The organism is Polynucleobacter wuianus, from assembly GCF_001659725.1.
GTDB lineage: Bacteria > Pseudomonadota > Gammaproteobacteria > Burkholderiales > Burkholderiaceae > Polynucleobacter > Polynucleobacter wuianus.
The window spans coordinates 155,553-178,126 of sequence record NZ_CP015922.1 but is presented as its reverse complement, the minus strand read 5'-3'; the positions used below and the strand labels follow the sequence as shown (position 1 = coordinate 178,126).

The following is a 22,574-nucleotide window of genomic DNA, read 5'->3' as shown; positions in this document are numbered from 1 at the left end:
TGATTGAGCCCCTTAAGCCAATTTATCAGCAGCACGTTTAACTGCTTTTTCAATACGGGAATAGGTTCCGCAACGACAAATATTGCCGCTCATTGCATTTTTAATATCATCGCTATTGGGCTTTTTATTCTTGGATAACAAATCGGCTGCCGACATCATCTGTCCTGTTTGACAGTAGCCACACTGAGGGACATCAAACTCAATCCAAGCATCTTGCAATGCCTTACCTACTTTGGCAGACAAGCCTTCAAGCGTAGTTACTTTTTTACCAGCAGCTGCAGAAACTGGTGTAGAGCAAGAACGAATAGCCGCGCCCTCAAGATGCACAGTGCAGGCTCCACAAAGAGCGGCGCCACAGCCATACTTTGGGCTAGTAACATCTAAATGATCACGTAAGACCCACAGGATTGGGGTTTCTGGATCCCCATCAAAATTCACGGTCTTACCGTTGAGAGTAAAAGATACCGCCATAACGCCCCCTTAGTGGAATTGAATGATCAAAAATATTGCCGAATTAGCACTTACAAATCATGACAGATGTGAGGGTTATTCGCCATCTCAAACGACTAGGGATTCCACCAAGAAAAATGGCCCAGAGAAATCTGAGCCATCTATTTAAGACTATTGAAAGTTGAAGTGTTAAGTCAAAGCACCGCAGCAATTTTTATATTTTTTACCACTACCGCAAGAGCAAGGATCGTTACGGCCGATCTTAGGTCCGGTACGAACTGGTGCAGGCTGAATGTCAATTAGCGCGCCGCGATCTCCAGTGGAGCCGGCAACTTCCATGTCAGCATCTGCATGCTGATACTGCAGATCTTTCAATTTGGCTAAATCTTCATTCATAGATTCAGATGCTTGGTCTAGCTCACTTGCGCTACGAATCTGTACCGTCATGATGCTCTTTACAACATCATTCTTAATAACATTCAAGAGTTCACCATAAAGTTCAAATGCTTCACGGCGATATTCTTGTTTTGGATCTTTTTGAGCATAACCACGCAAATGAATACCTTGACGCAAATGGTCTAAAGCAGCCAAGTGCTCACGCCAATGAGTATCTACGCTATAGAGAAGAACGGAGCGCTCAAAACCTGCAAAGGATTCACGACCAGATAGGTCAACCTTAGCGTCATAAGCCTCTTTGGCAGCAGCTAATACGCGCTCAACGATCTCAGAGTCATCAATACTTGCTGCGCCCTCAACCCATTTCTGCAAATCGACCGTTAGGCCCCACTCGTTTGCGAGAACATTCTCAATGCCTGGTAAATCCCACTGCTCTTCCATAGACTCAAGCGGTACATAGAAAGAGCAAACTGAACGCAATACATCTTCGCGCAAGTTAGCAATCAACTCACCAATGTCTTTGCTCTCAAGCACCTCATTTCTGAGGCGATAAGTTTCTTTACGCTGATCATTGGCTACGTCATCGTACTCAAGCAATTGCTTACGAATATCAAAGTTACGACCTTCGACCTTACGCTGAGCTGATTCAATAGATCGAGTAACCATACCCGCCTCAATAGGCTCGCCATCGGGCATCTTTAAGCGCTCCATGACAGCCCGTAAGCGGTCACCAGCAAAGATACGCAACAAGGGATCATCTAAAGAGAGGTAGAAACGTGAGGATCCTGGATCGCCTTGACGGCCCGAGCGGCCTCTTAGCTGATTGTCGATACGACGGCTTTCATGACGCTCCGTACCAATAATGTGTAAACCACCCGCAGCCAACACTTGATCATGAATACTTTGCCATTCATCTTGCAGTTGCTTAATCTTGGCTGCTTTTTCTGAATCAGAAAGGACTGTATCAGCCTCAATTAAGGAGGATTGTTTACCTACATTACCGCCGAGAACAATGTCAGTACCACGACCAGCCATATTCGTGGCGATCGTAATCATCTTGGGGCGACCTGCTTGCGCAATGATTTCCGCTTCGCGCGCATGCTGTTTCGCATTCAATACTTGATGCGGTAACTTGCGCTTATTTAACAAGTCCGCAATTAATTCTGAGTTTTCAATTGAAGTTGTACCAACCAATACTGGTTGACCGCGTTCATAGCAATCTTCAATGTCTTTGATAACAGCGTCATAACGCTCGCGAGAGGATTTGTAGATCTGATCTTGCTTATCTTTTCTTTGACTAATCCGATTCGGCGGAATCACTACAGTTTCAAGGTTATAAATTTCCTTAAACTCATACGCCTCAGTATCAGCAGTACCTGTCATACCGGCCAACTTGCCATACATCCGGAAATAATTTTGGAACGTGATTGTTGCTAAGGTCTGATTCTCATTCTGAATCGGCACACCTTCTTTAGCTTCTACCGCTTGATGCAAACCATCAGACCAGCGACGACCCTGCATTAAGCGGCCAGTAAATTCATCAACAATGATGACTTCATTATTCTGAACTACATACTGCTGGTCACGGTTGTATAAAGTATGTGCACGCAATGCTGCATACACGTGATGCATCAAAGTAATATTTTGGGGAGAGTAGAGGGAGTCGCCATCATTCAATGCCCCAATCTGAACCAAAATCTGCTCAGCTTTATCGTGACCTTGCTCAGTTAAATAAACCTGTTGAGACTTTTCATCAACCCAGTAATCACCCGGCTTTTCAACACCAGTGCCATCGGCTTTTTCTTCGCCAATTTGACGCTCTAAATGCGCCGGTAATGCGTTGATCTTGATATAAAGATCAGTATGATCATCTGCCTGACCAGAAATAATTAATGGCGTACGAGCTTCATCAATCAAGATAGAGTCAACTTCGTCAACAATGGCATAAGCTAAGCCACGTTGCACGCGTTGATCCAAATCTTGAACCATGTTGTCGCGCAGATAATCAAAACCAAATTCGTTATTGGTGCCATAAGTAATATCTGCTGCATATGCTTCTTGCTTGGTCTTGTGATCCATCTGCGACAGATTCACGCCAACCTTCATTCCCAAGAAGTTATAGAGGGTAGACATCCATTCGGCATCACGTTGCGCCAAATAGTCATTCACGGTAACGACATGAACGCCCTTACCCGTTAATGCATTTAGATAAACCGGAAGTGTTGCAGTTAATGTTTTACCTTCACCAGTACCCATTTCAGCAATCTTGCCTTGATGAAGCGCAAGACCACCCATGAGCTGTGCATCGAAGTGACGCATTTTCATGACGCGTACGCTAGCTTCGCGCACAACCGCAAATGCTTCAGGTGTAATGTCATCCAAAGACTCACCAGCTGCAAGACGGGATTTAAATTCAGCCGTTTTGGCGGCAAGCGCAGCATCATCCAAAGATTGCAGAATTGGCTCGAAAGCACCAACCTTGGCAACGACTTTGCGATACTGTTTTAAGAGGCGGTCGTTACGACTGCCGACCAGGGTTTTAAGAAGACCGATTACCATGGGATATTGAAGAAAATTAAGTCCTTGAGTTTATCACCCGTAACCCCATTTTTTATGAACTTTGCCCCTAAACCATCCCGCAAGCACACAGCCCATGAATGGCTGGATTACCTGCGTGAATCTAGTGGTCTTGGGGGGATTCTGGCCAAGACTGAAGATCTTGTCAGACTCAAATCCACCCTAGGACTGGCGCTAGAAAAGCTTGGTTTAGAGCATCTCAATCCCAAAATTGAAGCTGGTTGGCGCTCTGGCGGCCAAGATGAACTCTTTTTACTCGTCAGTAGCGCTAGTATTGCCAGTCGCCTTCAGCAAACTTTACCTAGCTTAATCAATGAGTTAGCCAAATTAGGGCTGAAATGTAGTGCTATTAAAGTCAAAATTAAACCAGCGCCTGCCACATGGGAAGTGAAGCCTCGCACAAACGAGACTTTGCGTGAAAAACCTCGAGGTTTTAATGCCGTTGCTAAAAAGTCTTGGGAAGATTTACTGGGGAAGCTTGCCCCAGACTCAGAACTGCGAAAGACAGTAGAGCGCTTGCTTCGGCACAAAACTAAATAAGAAAACAACTTCACCCCTAAAAGAACTAGAGTTGATTTTCTTGAGAGTAGGCTTCAGGAGCCTTATTTTCTGGAAAGCTACTAATTTCATAAGAACTTGGATCTTCCAAGAGCTTTAGTAATAAAGCGTTATTGAGAGCATGGCCTGATTTTTCAGCCACGTAAGCCCCAACAATGGGATGACCAACTAAATATAGGTCACCTATAGCGTCCAAAATTTTGTGTCTTACAAACTCATCTTCATAACGCAGTTCTTCGTTATTCAAAATACGGTGCTCATCAAGAACAATTGCATTGTCTAAGCTACCGCCACGAGCAAGACCCATTTCTCTCAGGGCTTCTACTTCATGCGCAAATCCAAAGGTACGAGCACGCCCAATCTCACTGCGGTAAGCATGCTCTGCAAAATCGACAACAAAACGCTGACCCGTTTTATCCACGGCAGGATGTTTAAAGTCGATTGTGAAGTCTAACTTGAAGCCAAAGAACGGTTCGAGGCGAGCAAGCTTGTCACCGTCACGTACTTCTACTGGTTTTTTAATGACGACAAATTGACGTGGCGCATCTTGCTCCACAATCCCAGCAGACTCGATCAAAAATAAGAAGGAAGCAGCGCTTCCATCCATGATGGGCACTTCTTCACCATCTAGCTCAATTAATAGATTATCTAAACCTAAACCAGCGCAGGCTGATAGCAAATGCTCCACAGTAGAAACGCGCACACCATCTTTTTGAATGACGGATGCAAGCCGTGTATCGCATACAGCCAAAGCCGTTGCGGGAACTATTGACTGCTCTGGAGTATCAACACGCACAAACTGAACCCCTGAATTTACTGGTGCAGGCTTAATTGAGATCGTCACCTTACGACCAGAGTGCAAACCAATACCCACGGTTTTCACCGGGTTAGCAATGGTTCTTTGCTTAATCATAATGACATCTCTAAATTCAGGGGAAATTATTAATCAGTACGAATTACAGTTTTTTCAGAATAGAAGCAGCATCGCTCACTTCAAATTTCCCTGGAGCTTCACGATCTAAACTTTTTACGACACCATCTTCAACAATCATGGCATAACGATCTGAACGAACGCCAAAGCCGCGGGCAGTCAAATCCAATTCCAAGCCCACTTTCTTGGTGAACTCGCCACTACCATCAGCCAACATCCGAATTTTCTTACCAACTTTTTGATCACGTCCCCATGCACCCATCACAAAGGGATCATTCACAGAGATGCACCAAATTTCATCTACGCCCTTAGCTTTAATTGCATCGTAGTGTTCTACATATCCAGGAACATGCTTTGCAGAGCAAGTTGGCGTAAAAGCACCAGGCAATGCAAAGATCACAATCTTTTTGCCAGCCACAAGCTTTTCAACTTCAAAGGCGTTAGGGCCTAATGCACAGCCTTCAGTCTCTTCATTCATAAATTCATAAAGAGTCGCATTTGGTAGTTTTTGTCCAACAGCAATCATGGTGTCTCCAATAAGTAATCGTTAGTAAGTATGCCAACGCAAGCGCGGGATTCGTCGTCCGGAGGGGCGCCGCGCTGGCATTTTGCAATTACCTATTGTATTAAGCAGTTAATTAATCTGCTTGTTTACGTAAAAAAGCAGGGATTTCATAGTAATCAGCCCCTTTATCAAGCAAGGTCTTTGCCTGAGGTGAGCTATCCGCACCTAAAGTCGGTGCAGGAGTTGCCTCACGAGAGCTACGAAACACCCGTGGCAAATCATACTGACTGTAATCGACACCACTGCTCGCTGGTTGCGCTACTGCCGCAGGTGCACTACCAGAGCCAGTCAAGGCCATCCCTGCACTAGTACTCAAAGCAGAATCTAAACTGACTTTGCTGATTGCCGCAGATGCGCTAGCAGGAGCAAAGGTATTGAGATCTGCCATGGTTGGCATTGCATCATGTGTACCAGTAGCTTGTCTCCAAACTACTTCTGGTTGATTTGCTTTGCGAGCTTGTGGATTATTCAAGCCTGTAGCGACCACAGTTACACGCAATGCATCACCTAAGCTCTCGTCATACACGGTACCGAAGATCACAGTTGCATCATCAGCGGCATAGCCACGAATCGCAGCCATTACTTCACGTGTTTCAGACAACTTCAATGAACGGCTAGCAGTAATGTTTACTAATACACCACGTGCACCAGATAAATCTACACCTTCAAGTAATGGTGAAGCTACCGCAGCTTCAGCAGCCAAGCGTGCTCGATCCATACCAGAAACTGTTGCAGTTCCCATCATCGCTTTACCTTGCTCACCCATCACGGTCTTCACGTCTTCAAAGTCAACGTTAATCAAGCCTTGAACATTGATGATTTCTGCAATACCTGAAACAGCGTTATGCAATACGTCATCAGCACAAGCAAATGCCTTGTCAAACTCGGCATCCTCACCCATAACTTCAAAGAGCTTTTCATTGAGAACAACAATCAATGAATCTACATAAGACTCGAGTTCAGCAGCACCATTCTCTGCAACCTTTAAGCGCTTGACGCCCTCAAAATCAAATGGCTTGCTAATAACGCCAACGGTCAAAATACCCATTTCTTTTGCGACTTGAGCGACGATTGGAGCAGCGCCAGTGCCTGTACCACCACCCATACCAGCAGTGATGAATACCATATGAGCACCTTGCAATGTATCGGCAATACGAGCACGAGCCTCTTCGGCGGAAGCTGCACCGATTTCTGGTTTCGCGCCAGCACCTAATCCACTAGAGCCCAGTTGCAAATTCACAGATGCCTCAGAGCGCTGTAATGCGCCAGCATCGGTGTTCATGCAAATGAACTCTACGCCATTGACACCGCGACGGATCATGTGTTGGACCGCATTACCACCAGCCCCACCAACTCCAACCACTTTAATAATGGTTTTGCCAGCTGTTTCTTGATCTAACATTTCAAATTCCATATACCCTCCTAGGTAAAAAACGTACTACATTGACGACGACGAAAAAAACTTAAAAATTTCCTGCAAACCATTCCTTCATGCGCGAGATAACACCTTGTAATGCGCCTGATTGAGAAACTCGACGGCCACGCAACAACTGCGCCTGACCTTCCATTAACAAACCAATGCTGGTAGCAAATCTGGGGCTACGTAAAACTTCATGTAAATGCCCGCGATACTCAGGAGTACCAATACGAGCTGGTCTCAAGAACACTTGCTCTGCTAGCTCAACCATGCCTGGCATCAAAGAGGTACCACCAGTTAGAACGATTCCTGAAGAAACCATGTCTTCATAGCCAGAGTCGCGTACAACCCCTCTGACTAAAGTAAATAACTCCTCAACCCGAGGCTCGATCACAGCAGCTAGTGCCTGCTTAGACATTGGGCGTGGCTCACGATCACCGACACCGGGTACGTCAATCATTGCGGCTGGATCAGCCATCTCTTGACGGGCAATACCATGCGCAATCTTAAGATCTTCCGCATCAATCGTTGGGGTGCGCAATGCCATTGCAATGTCATTGGTAATCTGATCACCAGCAATTGGAATCACTGCAGTATGACGAATGGATCCTTGGCAATAAATCGCAATATCGGTTGTGCCACCGCCAATATCGACCAATACAACGCCAAGCTCTTTCTCATCTTCAGTTAAAACCGCAAGACTAGATGCCAAGGGCTGCAAAATAAGGTCGTTTACTTCAAGTCCACAGCGACGCACACATTTCACAATGTTTTGTGCAGCACTAACCGCACCTGTAACGATATGAACCTTCACCTCTAAGCGCAAACCGCTCATACCGATTGGCTCACGTACATCTTCTTGACCGTCGATGATGAATTCTTGAACAAGGATGTGCAAAATTTGTTGGTCAGTTGGAATATTGATTGCTTTTGCAGTCTCTAGCACGCGCTCAACATCTCCTGAGCTCACTTCTTTATCACGTATAGCAACCATGCCACTAGAGTTAAAACTTACGATGTGATTACCAGCTATACCAGTGAATACTTGAACGATTTGACGATCAGCCATGATCTCGGCTTCTTCCAAAGCCTTCTGAATCGACTGAACAGTTGCCTCAATGTTGACGACCACGCCTTTTTTCAAACCTTTAGAAGCAGTTTGGCCAACGCCAACCACATTGAATTGACCATCAGGCGCTAATTCTGCAACCAAGGCCACCACCTTAGAGGTTCCAATATCTAAACCAACCAATAAATCGCGATTGTCTTTACTCATTCCCATTCCTTCATTGCTTCAGCTCACTTTTCTTGCCATCAACATCATTCTTTTTCACGCTTGCAGAAGCAAGATGAACTGCAAAACCATTTGCATAACGCAAATCCACTGCATCAATTCGGTTGGACCACTTTTCTTGAACTTGCGGCCAATACTTAAAGAGCCGAGCAACACGCTCTTCGGTTAATGTTTTATCCGAGCTCTCTTCATCGCGCCCAAATTCGACTTTCATACCGTTAGAGAGCTTGATATGCCATGCATAACGTTCAGTTAAAGCAAGGCTGGTCACTTCTGCGCCCCAAGGCTTAAACCAGTTATTGGCCTTTTCATAAAGACTCATTACTTCTTTGCCTGCATCCTCAGGCCCATGGAAATCTACCAATCGGACGTCGTCATTAACCTCAGAAATACGTCCAGCAAAGATTTCACCGTGATTGTTAATTAACGTATGACTTTCGGCACCACCCCAAGTACCAAAGGGCTTTTGCTCTTCAATGCTGACTATCAAGCCGTTAGGCCAAACTCGGCGCACATTAGCATGACGGACCCACGGCATACTTTCAAAGCCACGTTTCACATCCTCAAGACGTACGCTAAAGAAATTACCTTGCACGGTTTCGAGCACTTGCCGCTTCACAACCGATTTATTAATATGCTGCAGCGTTTGACCAGCCACTGGCTCAACCTGAATTTGCTTGAGCACAAACACAGGATGCTGACTTAGCCAGACCAAAATACCAATAACCATCATCGCTATAAAACAACGCATTAAGAAACGGCTTACTTTCTGCATCCGATCCGGATGATTCCAGAGCGGAGACATCAGCATGGCGAAAATTTCGCCGAACCGGTCCATGAAGTTACTCATACAGTCGTAACCTCTTTTTCTGGCAAGGTTTGACTAAGTAGCCACAGAACTAAATCAGCGTATTCAACGCCAGCAGCCTTGGCTGCCATCGGCACCAATGAGTGTGAAGTCATGCCAGGAGAGGTATTCATCTCAAGTAAATAGGGTTTACCTGTTTTTTGATCCAACATCACATCAGCACGACCCCAGGTGCGACAACCAAGGGCTTTATACGCGGCCAAAGCAAGTTCTTGTACTCGCTCATTTACCTCAGGAGCTAATCCTGTTGGGCACAGGTATTGGGTCTCATCGGAAAAATACTTGTTATGAAAATCATAGTTGGCTTGCGGTGGAATAATTTTGATTACAGGTAATGCTTCGGCACTATTGCCTTGGCCCACCAATGGACAAGTCAACTCATCACCCACGATACAAGTTTCTGCAATCACTTTTTTATCAAGTCCAGCAGCCAGCTGATATGCAGCAGGTAGCTCTTCTACAGACCTTACTTTAGTTAAGCCTAGCGAAGAACCCTCATGCGCCGGCTTCACAATTAATGGCAAACCAAGATGCTTCACAACTGCATTCCAGTCGCTATCTGCCTTTAACTCTTCAAATTCAGGGGTAGCAAGTCCATTGCTAATCCAAACTTGCTTTGTGACAATCTTATCAATGGCTAATGCTGAAGCAAGCACACCGCTACCGGTATATGGCAGCTCAAGTAAATCAAGCAAACCTTGAATAGTTCCATCTTCACCATAGCGACCATGCAAAGAAATAAATATGCGATCGAATTTCTCCGCAACTAATTCTGTTGGATTGCGTACTCCTGGATCAAATGCGTGAGCGTCAACGCCTCTAGATATAAGTGCCTGTAACACGCCATTACCCGACATCAACGAAATCTCGCGCTCGCCAGAACGACCGCCCAGCAGGACACCCACTCGACCAAAGGCTTTGACATCCAAGCTGGCCAACCGTGTCTTTACACGATCACCCCATAAGCTAAGACTTTGCTTAGACATTCTTTGCCTCCGACAAGGTGTGTGGCAAAGCTGAAATAGAACCTGCGCCCATCGTAATTAATACATCTCCATCTTTTAAAACTTGACTTAACTTTTCTGGCATCTCAGCAACATTGGATGCAAATACCACCGCAGCAGAATTGAGGGATGCTTTGGATTGCTTGTCTTCAGCTAAAGCCGCTTTCATCAAGCTCTTTCCATCCGCGCCCTGAATCTTCGCTTCACCAGCGGGATAAACTTCGGTTAATACCAAGGCATCAAAATTTCGAAGCACTTGTACAAATTCACCAAAGCAATCGCGCGTTCTAGTAAAGCGATGTGGCTGAAAAGCCAGAACTAAACGACGATCTGGGAAAGCGCCTCGTGCTGCAGCCAAAGTAGCAGCCATCTCTACCGGATGGTGGCCATAGTCATCAATCAAGGTAAAGCTACCACCTGAGGCAAGTGGAATCTCACCATAGCGCTGGAAGCGGCGGCTAACACCACCAAACTCAGACAAGGCCTTAGTAATTGCCTCGTCTCCAACACCCAACTCAGTTGCAATTCCAATTGCTGCAAGCGCATTACGTACGTTGTGTAGGCCAGGAAGATTCAATGTCACATTCAGTGGACCCGGTTTATTTCCATGACGACGAACTGTGCGACGCTCTACTGTGAAATGCATTCGAGTACCATCAGCGCGTATGTTACTGGCACGGATATCCGCATCATCAGAAAGTCCATAACGCAATACAGGTTGTGAGACAAAAGGAATAATGTCACGCACATTTGCATCGTCAATACACAAGACTGCAATGCCATAGAAAGGCATGCGCTGGATAAATTGCACAAAGGCCTGCTTCAACCTCGCCATATCGTGCTGGTAAGTATCCATATGATCAGCATCAATATTGGTAACCACCTCCATTGCCGGGAATAGCTGCAAGAATGAAGCATCTGACTCATCTGCCTCAACCACAATGAAGTCACCTTGGCCTAAGCGTGCATTTGCACCAGCTGAATTGAGCTTGCCACCAATCACAAAGGTTGGATCTAAACCACCTTCTGCCAATACAGAAGCTACCAAACTTGTTGTCGTAGTTTTGCCATGTGTACCAGCAATAGCAATACCTTGTTTTAGACGCATCAACTCGCCCAACATCACAGCACGTTGGATCACCGGGATTTTGGCCGCACGTGCAGCCAATACTTCAGGATTGTTTCCTGCCACTGCAGTTGAAATTACCACCGCCTCTGCCGTGCCGACATTCTTTGGATCATGACCAATATAAATAACTGCACCCAATTCCTTAAGGCGCTTTGTAGTCAGGCTCTCAGCCAAATCCGAACCAGTGACCTGATAACCCAAATTCAAAAGTACTTCGGCGATACCGCTCATACCCGCACCACCGATACCGACAAAGTGAATTTGCTGAACGATATGTTTCATACGCCTACCCCCGCACAATCAGCGCATACTTCAGCAACACGCTGAGTCGCATGCGGCTTAGCCAATGCTTGCGCACGCATCGCCATTTCTTTAAGGTCACCTCGATTAAAGTTTTGAATCATCAAAGCCAAATCTTGGGGATTAAGATATTGCTGCGGCAATAGAACAGCAGCACCCGCATTAGACAAAAATTGGGCATTTGCAGTTTGATGATCATCAATTGCATGTGGAAATGGAATTAAGCATGAAGCTACGCCGCATGCCGCTAACTCAGAAACGGTCATCGCACCCGATCTACAAATTACTAAGTCCGCATTAGCGTAGGCGTTAGGCATATCGTCGATAAATGGACGAATGTCTGCTTCAACACCAAACTCCGCATAACGTTTTTGCAAATCTGCTAAATGCTTATCGCCCGCCTGATGGGTTACTGTTGGACGAACATCTTTTGGAATTAATGCCAACGCGGCAGGAATAGCTTCATTTAGAGCTGCCGCTCCCAAGCTACCGCCAACAACCAATATAGATATTGGTCCCTGACGTTGCTCATAGCGCAGCTCTGGTTTCTGTATATGGTCAAACTCTTCACGAATCGGATTCCCAACCCACTCTGCTTTTTGCATGGTGTTAGGAAAACCAGTCAAAGTGCGCATCGCAATCTTAGATAACGCTCGATTAGCACTACCTGCTACAGAATTTGATTCATGCAATACCAATGGGCGCTTTAGGAGTTTGCTGACTAAGCCGCCTGGGAAGGTAATGTAACCACCCATACCCAATACAACGCTCGGCTTTAAGCGACGCATGATCTTCCAACTCTGAAAACATGCGCGCATCAAATTGATTGGGAGCATCAGTTTTGCCTTGAGGCCTTTACCACGCAAGCCACCAAACTCAACTGCTTCAAATGGAAAGTCGCAGGACTTCACAAGGCGATACTCCATGCCACTTTGGTTACCCAACCATGCAACGTTCCAACCGCAAATCCGTAAATATTGGGCAACAGCAAGGCCTGGGAAGATATGCCCGCCAGTACCACCGGCCATCACCAATATTGAGGGTCTTGTCACAACTTCCCTCCACGCATCAAAATACGATTCTCATAATCAATACGCAGCAACATTGCAATAGCTACTGCATTCATCAAAATTCCAGAGCCGCCATAACTCACTAGCGGCAAAGTCAAACCTTTTGTTGGAAGTAAACCTAAGTTCACACCCATATTGATAAAAGCCTGCCAACCAATCCAGATGGCAACACCTTTTGCCGCTAAACCTGCGAAGCTGCGATCCAATTGCAAGGCGGTACGACCAATCAGGAATGCGCGACGGACAATCCAGTAGAACAAGAAAATCATGACAACTACACCCACAAAGCCGAGTTCTTCGCCAATCACTGCCATGATGAAGTCAGTATGTGCCTCAGGTAGGTAATGCAGCTTTTCGACGCTCCCGCCTAGACCAGTTCCAAACCATTCACCACGACCAAATGCCATCAGTGAGTGCGTCAATTGATAACCTTTATTCGCTGCGTTATCCACTTGCCATGGATCCATAAATGCCAACATACGGCCGCGACGGAATGGTGAGAGTGCAATCATTGCAGCACCGCTGAGCAAGCCAACCACAATCAAGCCACCAAACAACTTTGCATTAATGCCGCCCAAGAACAAGATTCCAAATGCAATTAATGCGACGACCACAAATGCACCCATATCAGGCTCTTTCATCAAGAGACCACCAACTAGAGCAACCGCAATACCCATTGGCAACATTCCCTTCGAAAAGGAATGTAAATACTCTTGACGTTGAACTGTGTAACTAGCAGCAAAAATGACTGCAGCAAATTTCATTAACTCAGACGGCTGGAAATTCATCAAGCCCAACGGAATCCAGCGCTTTGCACCATTTACCCCTTTACCAATCCCTGGGATAAGTACAGCGATCAGCAATAACACAGTGAAGCCAAAAATCACGGGCGAGTAACGATCCCACACCTTAGTTGGAATCTTGAAAGCCCAAACACCTACTCCAATAGCAATTGCTAATGAGATCAAATGGCGAATCAAAAAGAAGTTGCTGCTGTAGTTAGCGTATTTAGGGCCATCGGCCAAAGTGATTGATGCGGAATAGACCATAACCAAGCCTATCAACATTAGCGATAACACAGCCCACACCAATAACTGGTCATACTCCATCATGCGTGAACGGGTTTGCTCTACACCTGAGACGGCATCGCGCAAACCGGTACGGAAATTATCAATCCCGCCTCTAGAGAAATTCCAGAATCGATCTAATCCTAAGCGGTTTTCTGGGAAGAATTTTTCTCTTAAGCTCATGCCTGAATTCCTTCAAAGCGCATTCCCAATTCTTCAACCTCTGTTACAAATACTTGTGCACGCTCTTTGTAGTCGCGGAACTGATCTAGACTTGCGCAAGCGGGGGATAGTAGAACTAAATCTCCGGATACCGCCTTGGCTGCAGCGGCTTGGACAGCTGCTTGTAAGTCTCCGCTGTTTACGCAAGGAATATCAGCACCCATTGCCTCGGCAACCTTTGCAGCATCCTTGCCAATTAAGAAGACGCCTTTGACAAAACGTAAGGCAGGCTCGCGCAATGGACTAAAGTCTTGACCTTTGCCATCTCCACCTGCGATCAACCAAATGCGCTTACCAGATTCATTGCTACCTAAACCATTTAAGGCGGCAACTGTAGCCCCAACGTTGGTGCCCTTACTGTCATCAACATATTCAACGTCATTCACAATCGCAATGCTTTGCACTCGATGTGGCTCACCATGGTAATCACGCAAACCATGTAATAAAACATTCATCGGTAAATTAGCAGCGCGCGCAAGAGCAAGGGCGGCCAGTGCATTTAAAGCGTTATGTCGACCACGAATACGTAATGCATCTGCTGGTATCAAGCGCTTGAGACGTAATGGCTCATCCTCTTCGATTGCTACTGACTTACGGCGGCGCTTTGGTTTAGGCTCCACATCTTCATCTACTTCAGCCCACACCAACCAATCGATACCGCCCGCACGCAAATCATGCTCAATCCCAAATGCACCCTGCTCATCAGGGCGATTTGAACCAAAGGTCACAATCAACTTTTCTGCTTTTTGCTCATCAGCAATTAAGCCCATGACTACCGGATCATCCCGATTCAAAATACAAATCGTGTCGGGGCCAAATATTTTGGCTTTAGCGGTCGCATAAGCAGACATATCGCCATGCCAGTCCAAATGATCTTGAGTAATATTCAATACAGTTGCAGCAGTTGCATTTAATGAGTCGGTGTAAACCAACTGGAAGCTCGATAGCTCTAATACCCAAACATCGGGCATATCTTCAATTTGATCGGCGCCATCCAAACAAGTCATGAGCTTATCGAGAGCAGCAGGGCTGATATTTCCAGCAACTGCCACTTTCTTACCAGCGCGCTCACACAATTGACCAGTTAATGCAGTGGTCGTTGTCTTGCCATTAGTACCCGTAATCGCAAGCACCGACGTTACATAACTAGATTGCTTTTCTTCTGCCATACGTGCCATAGCGGCAATGGCACGAGCAAAGAATTCAATTTCACTCCAAACATCTACCCTTGCTTTACGCGCTTTTACTAGGAAGGACTCTGTTGGCTCTTGTAATGGTGATAAACCTGGACTAATGCCAACGACATCAATATCAGTGAGTAAATCATCACTCAGTGGACCAAACTGCATGTCTTTTAAGCCAGCAAACTCTAGCTCTGCAAGCCATGCAAGTTGAAGCGTGGAAAACTGGGACCGATCGCGGGTATCTACCAAGCGCACAGCTGCACCATTACGCAAGCACCACCTCGCCATAGCAACACCAGACTCACCCAATCCCAAAATAAGGAATTGATGTGGAGCCCTATAGCCAGCATCAGCTAGGGCAGTAGGGTTAGCGAAAGTATTTTCTAGAGTCAGCATATTTATTTGTGGTTCACCGTAATTTCAAACTTGATAAACCAATTAGCACCAAGAGAATTGTGATAATCCAAAAACGAACTACCACTTGTGTTTCTTTCCAGCCACCCAATTCAAAATGGTGGTGCAGTGGAGCCATACGGAAAATACGACGCCCCTCGCCGAAATGTTTTTTGGTGAGCTTGAACCAAAATACTTGCAGCATCACAGACAGTGTTTCGGCGACAAAGATTCCGCCCATCACAAAGAGCACAATCTCTTGACGCACAATCACCGCAATAGTTCCAAGCGCACCGCCCAAAGCCAGCGCGCCCACATCGCCCATGAATACTTGAGCTGGATGCGTGTTGTACCAAAGAAAAGCTAAACCAGCGCCTCCCATGGCACCACAGAAAATCATTAATTCTCCAGCTCCCGGGATATAAGGAAAGAGTAGATATTTGGCATAAATCGCATTACCCATCACATAGGCAAAAGCACCTAATGCGGCACCAACCAAAATCACTGGCATGATGACCAAACCATCTAGACCATCGGTCAAATTAACAGCATTACTACTACCAACAATAACCAAGTAACTCAAAATGATGAAGCCCATCATTCCTAATGGGTAACTCACCTCTTTAATGAACGGCAAAAGTAAATTTGTTTTTGCAGGAAGATTTAAAGCAAAACCGCTCTTTAGCCATTCATAGAATAATTGCAGCACCTTGAGGTTATTGACCTCAGAAACGGAAAACGCCAAGTAAATAGCAGCAAACAAACCAATCAATGTTTGCCAAAAGAATTTTTCTCTTGATGCCATACCTTTAGGATCCTTGCGAGCGACTTTGCGGTAGTCATCTACCCAACCTACGGCTCCAAATCCAAAGGTCACAATCATCACAATCCAGATAAAGCGATTACTAAGATCGGCCCACAACATACAAGATACAAAAATGCCGATCAGAATTAATACGCCACCCATCGTTGGTGTACCTGATTTCACTAGGTGGGATTGTGGGCCATTGGTACGTACTGCCTGCCCCATTTTTAATGCCGTTAACTTACGAATAACCCAGGGACCTGCAGCTAAACCAATCAGCAATGCAGTAACTGTAGCCATCACCGCTCTAAAGGTAATGTAGTTAAAGACTCTGAAGAATCCAAAATCATCTTGCAACCATTGCGCCAAAATTAAGAGCATGTTTTAGCCTCCTCTAACAAGGCTTGCACTACACGCTCCATGCGCATAAATCGTGAACCCTTAACCAAAATATTGAGATGTTGATTACTGCCGGTTGACTGCGCATGTAATGCATCTCGTAACTGTGCAATCAAACTGTCCATATCGGAAAAGTGAATTGCTTTGGATGCTGTAGTATTTTTTGCAACCCCCTCAAAGCCTTTGATCGCAAATTGGCATTGCTCGCCAAGAGCAAATAATTTAGCAACCCCCTGCTCAGCTGCATACGCGCCTACTTCACGGTGAAACTCAGGACCTTGATTGCCAACCTCTCCCATGTCTCCCAAAATCAACCAAGAAATATTTCCAGATTGCTTAAGCGCATCAATTGCAGCTCGTACCGAATCTGGATTCGCGTTATAGCTATCGTCAATTAATGTGTGATTAGGGTCAATCTTCTTCGCTTGCATGCGTCCATTTACGGGAGTAAATGACTCAAGACCTTCTTTGATTATTTCTAGGCCGATGCCTGCCGCTATAGCAACAGCGCTAGCAGCCAGGGCATTACGTACATTGTGACTTCCAAGGGTATTGAGCTGAATCTCAACTGAGCCATTCTCCGCAACTACTTCTACCCGTCCATTGCTTAATAGACGACCTTTAACTGAAGCAGTTTGGTTTATCTGAGTTGAGATCAAAGCGAAGTCAATCACCCTTCGTGCACCAGCAGCCTCACGCCATACAGAAGTAAACTCAGAATCTGCAGGGAATACAGCAATGCCATTCTTGGGCAAGGTACGAACTACATCGGCGTGTTCTTCAGCAACGGCAGCAACCGTTGCCATAAATTCTTGATGCTCGCGTTGGGCATTGTTAATAAGGGCAATATTAGCTTGCGCAATCGCAGCCAATTGCGCTGTTTCTCCGGGATGATTCATACCCAACTCAACTACTGCTAGACGATCAGTAGAGCGCAGTTTTAATAAAGTCAGTGGCAAGCCAATGTCATTATTGAGATTACCTTTGGTAACCAGAGTATGAGCTTCTCCAACTGCAGCCTTAAAAATTGCAGCAATCATTTCTTTAACGGTGGTTTTGCCATTACTTCCGGTAACCAACACCAAAGGAATTTCATAATTTGCACGCCAGGCTTTCGCCAGATTGCCCAAGCCGATGCGTGTATCGGCAACACAAATACCGGGCAAATTTGTTGGGCACTGTTCAGCATTGCTGACTAATGCAGCACCAGCCCCAGATCTTGCGACATCGGCCAAGAAGTCATGGGCATCAAAACGCTCACCAGCCAAAGCAACGAATAATTCGCCTGTATCAATTTGGCGACTATCGGTTCCCACTCTTGATAGCGCTATTATTTTTGCTGCTTCAGCAGAAACATTTAATAGCCTACTTCCAGGTAGCATGGCATGTGCTTGAGCAAGAGTCATCATCGACATCAGACCATGCCTCCAGCAGCTAAACGAATATGCTCTTGATCAGAAAAATCAAAACTCTTGCCACTAATTTCCTGTGAAGTCTCATGACCCTTACCCGCAACTAAAACAATATCGCGTGAATCCGCATGACGAATGGCAGCCATAATTGCTGATGCACGATCTGCAATTACCTGAATATTTGCACCAGGCTTTTGAATTCCTTTGCAAATCATTTCCATGATTGCTTGCGGATCTTCAGAGCGTGGGTTATCACTAGTAATAATGATTTGATCTGCAAAATTCTCTGCTACAGCACCCATTTGAGGGCGCTTACCACTATCGCGATCACCGCCGCAACCAAATACACACCACAATTTTCCGCCACGTTGCTCGGCAATCGGACGCAATGCTTTTAAAGTCTTCTGCAGAGCATCTGGTGTATGGGCGTAATCTACAACCGCCAATGGACCTTCTGATTTTGGATTCTTGCCTAATGAGATCAGCTCCATGCGACCGATCACTGCATGCAATTGACTTACTCGTTTGCTAGCTTCATTACCGGTAACGTCTTGCGTCAACAAAGTTGCCCAAACTGCAAGCGCATTACTGAGATTGAATTCGCCAAGCAAGGGAACATGCAAAGTGTATGTACCGACCCCTTCATAAGTGAACACAGAATCGTATCCAGCATGATTGAGGGCGGTCTCTGCTGCGTAGATACGCTGCAGACGATCACCAAACTTTTCAAAGCCTTTAAAAGCAGACGCACTCAAAGCGTATGCCCAAACCTTCAGGTCTTTTCTAGCCAGTAGATTTATAGTTAATTCACGCCCAAATGTATCATCTAAATTCACCACAGCATGCTCTAGACCTGGCTGACTAAATAGCTTTGCTTTTGCTGCGGCGTAGTTTGCCATATTGCCGTGGTAGTCCAAATGATCTTGCGTCAAATTAGTAAATACGGCGCAATTAAATAAAGTTCCAGCAATTCGATTTTGATGTAATGCATGCGATGACACTTCCATTACTACTTGTTTAGCACCAGCATCCAGTAATTCTTTTAACTGAGTTTGTAACTTCGGGGCATCTGGAGTGGTGTACCCCGTCTTTTCCAAAGCACCAGGAAAGCCTGTGCCTAAGGTCCCCAGTACTGCTGTTCGGTGACTTACTTGGTCCAAGGATTTTGCCAACCACTGAGTAATACTGGTCTTGCCATTAGTACCAGTGACCCCAATCATTTTTAATTCCTTACTCGGATCGCCATACCATTGGGAACAGAGCTTTCCTACTTTTTCAGCGAGCTTTTCGATCGCAAAACATTGAGGATGGTCTAAGTAATTTAAATCTAATCCAGCTGGATCAAAGACTACTGCAGCGGCTCCATTTAATAAAGCAGCATCAATAAATTTGCGGCCATCACGAAGTGCATTCCCGTGCCCAACAGAATATGCAAAGAAGATATCGCCAGGCCGAATCTGGCGACTGTCCGCGCTCACCTTGGCAGACAAATTTGCCAATGAGTGTAAGTGGTCAATCAAATGATTGGGTTCTATGTTCAATGCCACCCTCATCTTTTCAAAGCCACATGTTGTGTCTGCGTATTTGTCATACGAATTTCTGCAGGGCCCTTATCATCAAGAGCCATTTGCTTCACTTTGCTATCAGGAAGAACATTGAGCGTTCTCAAGGTCTCACCAACAATGGTTGAAAATACGGGTGCCGCCACATCACCACCGTAGTGACTGCCACCTGTTGGCTCATCAATCATGACCGCCACCACAATTCGTGGCGCACTAATAGGCGCTAAACCAGCAAAGTAGGCGCGATACGAATTGCCATATCCTTTGCCTACTAATTTATGAGCTGTTCCTGTTTTTCCGCCAACTCGATATCCTTCAGCCTGCGCTTTAATTGCTGTGCCGCCCGGCTGCGTCACCGTCTCTAACATTTCACGCATTTCAATGGCGGTCTTGGCAGAAAGCACTCTTGTGCCAGGCTTGAATTCAGGACTACGTTCGATCGTTAGGGGCACTAACTCGCCATCGCGCGCAAAGATCGTGTAAGCGCGTGCTACTTGAAATAGCGAAGCAGAAATTCCGTATCCAAACGCGATGCGCGCCTGATCAGTTGGCATCCACTTCTTAAATGGATGCACAGTTCCCGCAACTGCACCTGGGAACCCAATTTTTGGGGATTGGCCCAAACCTACTGCGGTATAAAAATCCCACATCTCTTCTGGAGAGAGATTATTCATCGCAATTTTGGCAGTACCAATATTGCTTGACTTCTGAATTACTTCAGCAACAGTCAGATTTCCGTAAGGGTGAGTATCCGTAATCGGCTTAGGCCCCACTAAATACTTTGCACCAATCACCATATTGGTATTTGGTGCCACAGATCCTTTTTCCAGAGCAATTGAAATAGTGAGTGGCTTCATCGTTGAGCCCGGCTCAAACGTATCTGTCAATACTCGGTTACGTAATTGCTCACCACTTAAATTTCTGCGATCATTTGGGTTGTAACTTGGGTAATTGGCTAGAGCCAGAATTTCACCCGTCTGTGTGTCCAACACTACTGCGCCACCAGCTTTTGCATGATGCTGCTCAACTGCGCTCTTCACAGCGTTATATGCAAGAAACTGAATCTTGCTATCAATCGAGAGCTGTAAGTCTTTGCCGTTTTGTGGCAACTGCTCAATTGCTACATCTTCTACTACACGTCCAAGGCGATCGATCACAACCCGTCTTTGTCCTGGGTGTGCAGCTAGATCATTTTCTCGTGAGAGCTCCATGCCCTCCTGACCTTTATCGTTTACGTTGGTAAATCCAACAACGTGCGCCATCGCTTCGCCTTCGGGATAGAAACGGCGATATTCATTATTCAGCCCAATACCCGGAATTTCTAATTGTTTAATTTGCTGAGCAACAATCGGATCAACTTGGCGCTTTAAGAAAATCTGCTTTCGCTCTTCCTTAAGCTTCCTACGAAGATCTGCTTCGCTAATTTGCAAGAGGCTAGCCAGTTTTTTTACCTTATCGGCCGCCAAATCATCGGGAACCGTATCGTTGTAAGCAATTACAGACTTGGCCTCAAGACTCGTAGCAATAACTTGACCGTTGCGATCCAAAATTTTTCCTCGGCTAGCCGGTAACTCCAACTCACGTTGAGTACCACGCACACCCTTGGCTTCATAAAATGCATTTCCTGGACCTTGAATCCAGAATGCACGAAGCAACAACATCATGAAAACGAAAAATAAGAGAAACAGCATGAGGCGTGACCGCCACATAGGCAGACGCAACACTAAATTTGGGGTTGTAGAAAAACCAACCGGTCTCATTGAGCCTCCTTCAAGTACAGAGTACGTTCAGGAGAAATGGGCACCATATGCAATTGATTACGCGCTACATCACGAATACGAGCAGATTTAGAAAGATTGCGTTGCTCATATTCCAAGCGCAACCATTCTTGATTCAATTTGCGCTCTTCAATTTGTGCGCGCTCTTGAGCAATAAATAATTTGCGCGCGCGTTGTTGGGCGGCGACTAGAGATAGTGCACAAACTAAGAGCAGGGCTAGCAACGTTAACGTGGCGCGGTTCATGCAAGCACCCCCATACGCTTTTCTGCTACCCGCATAATGGCTGAGCGTGCACGAGGATTTTCCGAAATCTCAAGATCGCTAGGCTTAATACGGCCAATAATTTCAAGCGCGCTTTGGGGCAAATCTTTTTCTCGCACAGGTAGGCCACGGGGAACTTCTACTTTTGCATGAGCCTGCAAAAACTGCTTAACAATACGATCTTCTAATGAGTGAAAACTGATAACAGCAAGTCTTGCACCTGGCTTCAATAATTTCAAAGCGGCCTTTAGGCCCAGCTCCAAATCTTCCAACTCGCGATTAATAAAAATGCGTAATGCCTGGAAAGTTCTCGTGGCAGGATCTTGACCAGCTTCACGAGTACGCACTACACCTGCAACCAAGCTAGCTAATTGCGTAGTTGTTTTAGGAGACGAGCCCTCTTCTCGCTTAGCCACAATGGCCTTCGCGATTTGAAATGCAAAACGCTCCTCCCCGTACGTCTTAATCACGTGCGTGATTTCCTCCTGCGGCGCCTGCTCCAACCATTCTGCCGCTGTCATACCTTGATCAGTATTCATTCGCATGTCGAGGGGACCTTCTCGACGAAATGAAAATCCCCGATGCGCTTCGTCTACTTGGGGTGAACTGATTCCCAGGTCTAGCAAAATTCCATCGACTGATTCTGCTGCCATGTACTGATCCATCTGCGCAAAACTGTCGTGCACAATTGTTAAGCGTGGATCGTTGATTTGTTTTGCAACTGCGATTGCATCTAAATCCTTGTCGAAAGAAATCATGCGCGCTGATGCTGGTAACTGCTTCAGCAATGCTTGCGTATGACCGCCGCGCCCAAAAGTTCCATCGATTACTAAAATGTTTTGCGCTGCGTTTTGATTCTGAATGAGCGGGCCATTGGTTAGCGCCGTCACCGCCTCGGCCAGTAACACTGGGCGATGAGTTATGTTCATA

19 protein-coding genes are annotated in these 22,574 nt (G+C 45.9%); 1 reads left to right on the top strand and 18 read right to left on the bottom strand.

Going from position 1 to position 22,574, the window contains the following annotated elements; genetic code table 11:
• Nucleotides 1-12: 12 nt before the first annotated feature.
• Both A8O14_RS00965 and secA read right to left on the bottom strand, forming a co-directional pair.
• The gene (locus A8O14_RS00965; protein ID WP_068947798.1) at nt 13-471 is read right to left on the bottom strand and encodes a (2Fe-2S)-binding protein; all 459 of its coding nucleotides are present in this window, start codon (nt 469-471) and stop codon (nt 13-15) included.
• A 168-nt stretch (nt 472-639) separates the two neighbouring features.
• Complete coding sequence (gene secA / locus A8O14_RS00960) at nt 640-3,405, bottom strand: preprotein translocase subunit SecA (protein WP_068947797.1); 2,766 nt, start codon at nt 3,403-3,405, stop codon at nt 640-642.
• Between the two features lie 54 nt (nt 3,406-3,459).
• On the opposite strand from secA, the gene A8O14_RS00955 reads away from it, so the two are divergent.
• Nucleotides 3,460-3,963, top strand: a complete 504-nt coding sequence (locus A8O14_RS00955; RefSeq protein WP_068947796.1) for a hypothetical protein — start codon at nt 3,460-3,462, stop codon at nt 3,961-3,963.
• Nucleotides 3,964-3,988: 25 nt separating this feature from the next.
• Here A8O14_RS00955 and lpxC read toward each other — a convergent pair whose 3' ends face one another.
• From lpxC to rsmH, 16 genes are all read right to left on the bottom strand, one after another.
• Nucleotides 3,989-4,894 (bottom strand): UDP-3-O-acyl-N-acetylglucosamine deacetylase, encoded by a 906-nt coding sequence (gene lpxC / locus A8O14_RS00950; protein ID WP_068947795.1) that lies wholly within the window; start codon nt 4,892-4,894, stop codon nt 3,989-3,991.
• Between the two features lie 43 nt (nt 4,895-4,937).
• A complete protein-coding gene (locus A8O14_RS00945) occupies nt 4,938-5,438 on the bottom strand; it encodes a peroxiredoxin (RefSeq protein WP_068947794.1) in 501 nt (166 codons plus the stop codon).
• Nucleotides 5,439-5,550: 112 nt separating this feature from the next.
• The gene (gene ftsZ / locus A8O14_RS00940; RefSeq protein WP_068947793.1) at nt 5,551-6,891 is read right to left on the bottom strand and encodes a cell division protein FtsZ; all 1,341 of its coding nucleotides are present in this window, start codon (nt 6,889-6,891) and stop codon (nt 5,551-5,553) included.
• A gap of 49 nt (nt 6,892-6,940) precedes the next feature.
• Complete coding sequence (ftsA, locus tag A8O14_RS00935) at nt 6,941-8,170, bottom strand: cell division protein FtsA (RefSeq protein ID WP_068947792.1); 1,230 nt, start codon at nt 8,168-8,170, stop codon at nt 6,941-6,943.
• A 10-nt stretch (nt 8,171-8,180) separates the two neighbouring features.
• Entirely contained in the window at nt 8,181-9,026 is an 846-nt protein-coding gene (locus A8O14_RS00930) for a cell division protein FtsQ/DivIB (RefSeq protein WP_228385087.1), read from the bottom strand.
• Nucleotides 9,027-9,034: 8 nt separating this feature from the next.
• Nucleotides 9,035-10,042: a D-alanine--D-alanine ligase gene (locus A8O14_RS00925; protein WP_068947790.1), complete on the bottom strand. Its 1,008-nt coding sequence runs from the start codon at nt 10,040-10,042 to the stop codon at nt 9,035-9,037.
• Nucleotides 10,035-11,471, bottom strand: coding sequence for a UDP-N-acetylmuramate--L-alanine ligase (gene murC / locus A8O14_RS00920; protein ID WP_068947789.1), 1,437 nt, complete (start codon nt 11,469-11,471; stop codon nt 10,035-10,037). The genes A8O14_RS00925 and murC overlap by 8 nt, the downstream gene beginning before the upstream one ends.
• Nucleotides 11,468-12,541, bottom strand: coding sequence for an undecaprenyldiphospho-muramoylpentapeptide beta-N-acetylglucosaminyltransferase (gene murG / locus A8O14_RS00915; protein ID WP_068947788.1), 1,074 nt, complete (start codon nt 12,539-12,541; stop codon nt 11,468-11,470). Before murG ends, murC begins: the two co-directional genes overlap by 4 nt.
• The gene (ftsW, locus tag A8O14_RS00910) at nt 12,538-13,809 is read right to left on the bottom strand and encodes a putative lipid II flippase FtsW (protein ID WP_068947787.1); all 1,272 of its coding nucleotides are present in this window, start codon (nt 13,807-13,809) and stop codon (nt 12,538-12,540) included. Before ftsW ends, murG begins: the two co-directional genes overlap by 4 nt.
• A complete protein-coding gene (gene murD / locus A8O14_RS00905) occupies nt 13,806-15,428 on the bottom strand; it encodes a UDP-N-acetylmuramoyl-L-alanine--D-glutamate ligase (RefSeq protein ID WP_068947786.1) in 1,623 nt (540 codons plus the stop codon). The genes ftsW and murD overlap by 4 nt, the downstream gene beginning before the upstream one ends.
• Nucleotides 15,429-15,441: 13 nt before the next feature.
• Nucleotides 15,442-16,611, bottom strand: coding sequence for a phospho-N-acetylmuramoyl-pentapeptide-transferase (gene mraY, locus A8O14_RS00900; RefSeq protein ID WP_068947785.1), 1,170 nt, complete (start codon nt 16,609-16,611; stop codon nt 15,442-15,444).
• Nucleotides 16,602-18,044 carry a UDP-N-acetylmuramoyl-tripeptide--D-alanyl-D-alanine ligase gene (locus A8O14_RS00895; protein ID WP_068947784.1) on the bottom strand — a complete coding sequence of 481 codons (1,443 nt, stop codon included), beginning with the start codon at nt 18,042-18,044 and terminating at the stop codon, nt 16,602-16,604. The genes mraY and A8O14_RS00895 overlap by 10 nt, the downstream gene beginning before the upstream one ends.
• Entirely contained in the window at nt 18,044-19,594 is a 1,551-nt protein-coding gene (locus A8O14_RS00890; protein WP_068947783.1) for a UDP-N-acetylmuramoyl-L-alanyl-D-glutamate--2,6-diaminopimelate ligase, read from the bottom strand. Before A8O14_RS00890 ends, A8O14_RS00895 begins: the two co-directional genes overlap by 1 nt.
• Nucleotides 19,591-21,363 carry a peptidoglycan D,D-transpeptidase FtsI family protein gene (locus tag A8O14_RS00885; RefSeq protein WP_068947782.1) on the bottom strand — a complete coding sequence of 591 codons (1,773 nt, stop codon included), beginning with the start codon at nt 21,361-21,363 and terminating at the stop codon, nt 19,591-19,593. Before A8O14_RS00885 ends, A8O14_RS00890 begins: the two co-directional genes overlap by 4 nt.
• Nucleotides 21,360-21,626, bottom strand: coding sequence for a cell division protein FtsL (gene ftsL, locus A8O14_RS00880; RefSeq protein ID WP_068947781.1), 267 nt, complete (start codon nt 21,624-21,626; stop codon nt 21,360-21,362). The genes A8O14_RS00885 and ftsL overlap by 4 nt, the downstream gene beginning before the upstream one ends.
• Complete coding sequence (gene rsmH / locus A8O14_RS00875; RefSeq protein WP_068947780.1) at nt 21,623-22,573, bottom strand: 16S rRNA (cytosine(1402)-N(4))-methyltransferase RsmH; 951 nt, start codon at nt 22,571-22,573, stop codon at nt 21,623-21,625. The genes ftsL and rsmH overlap by 4 nt, the downstream gene beginning before the upstream one ends.
• Nucleotide 22,574: the final 1 nt, after the last annotated feature.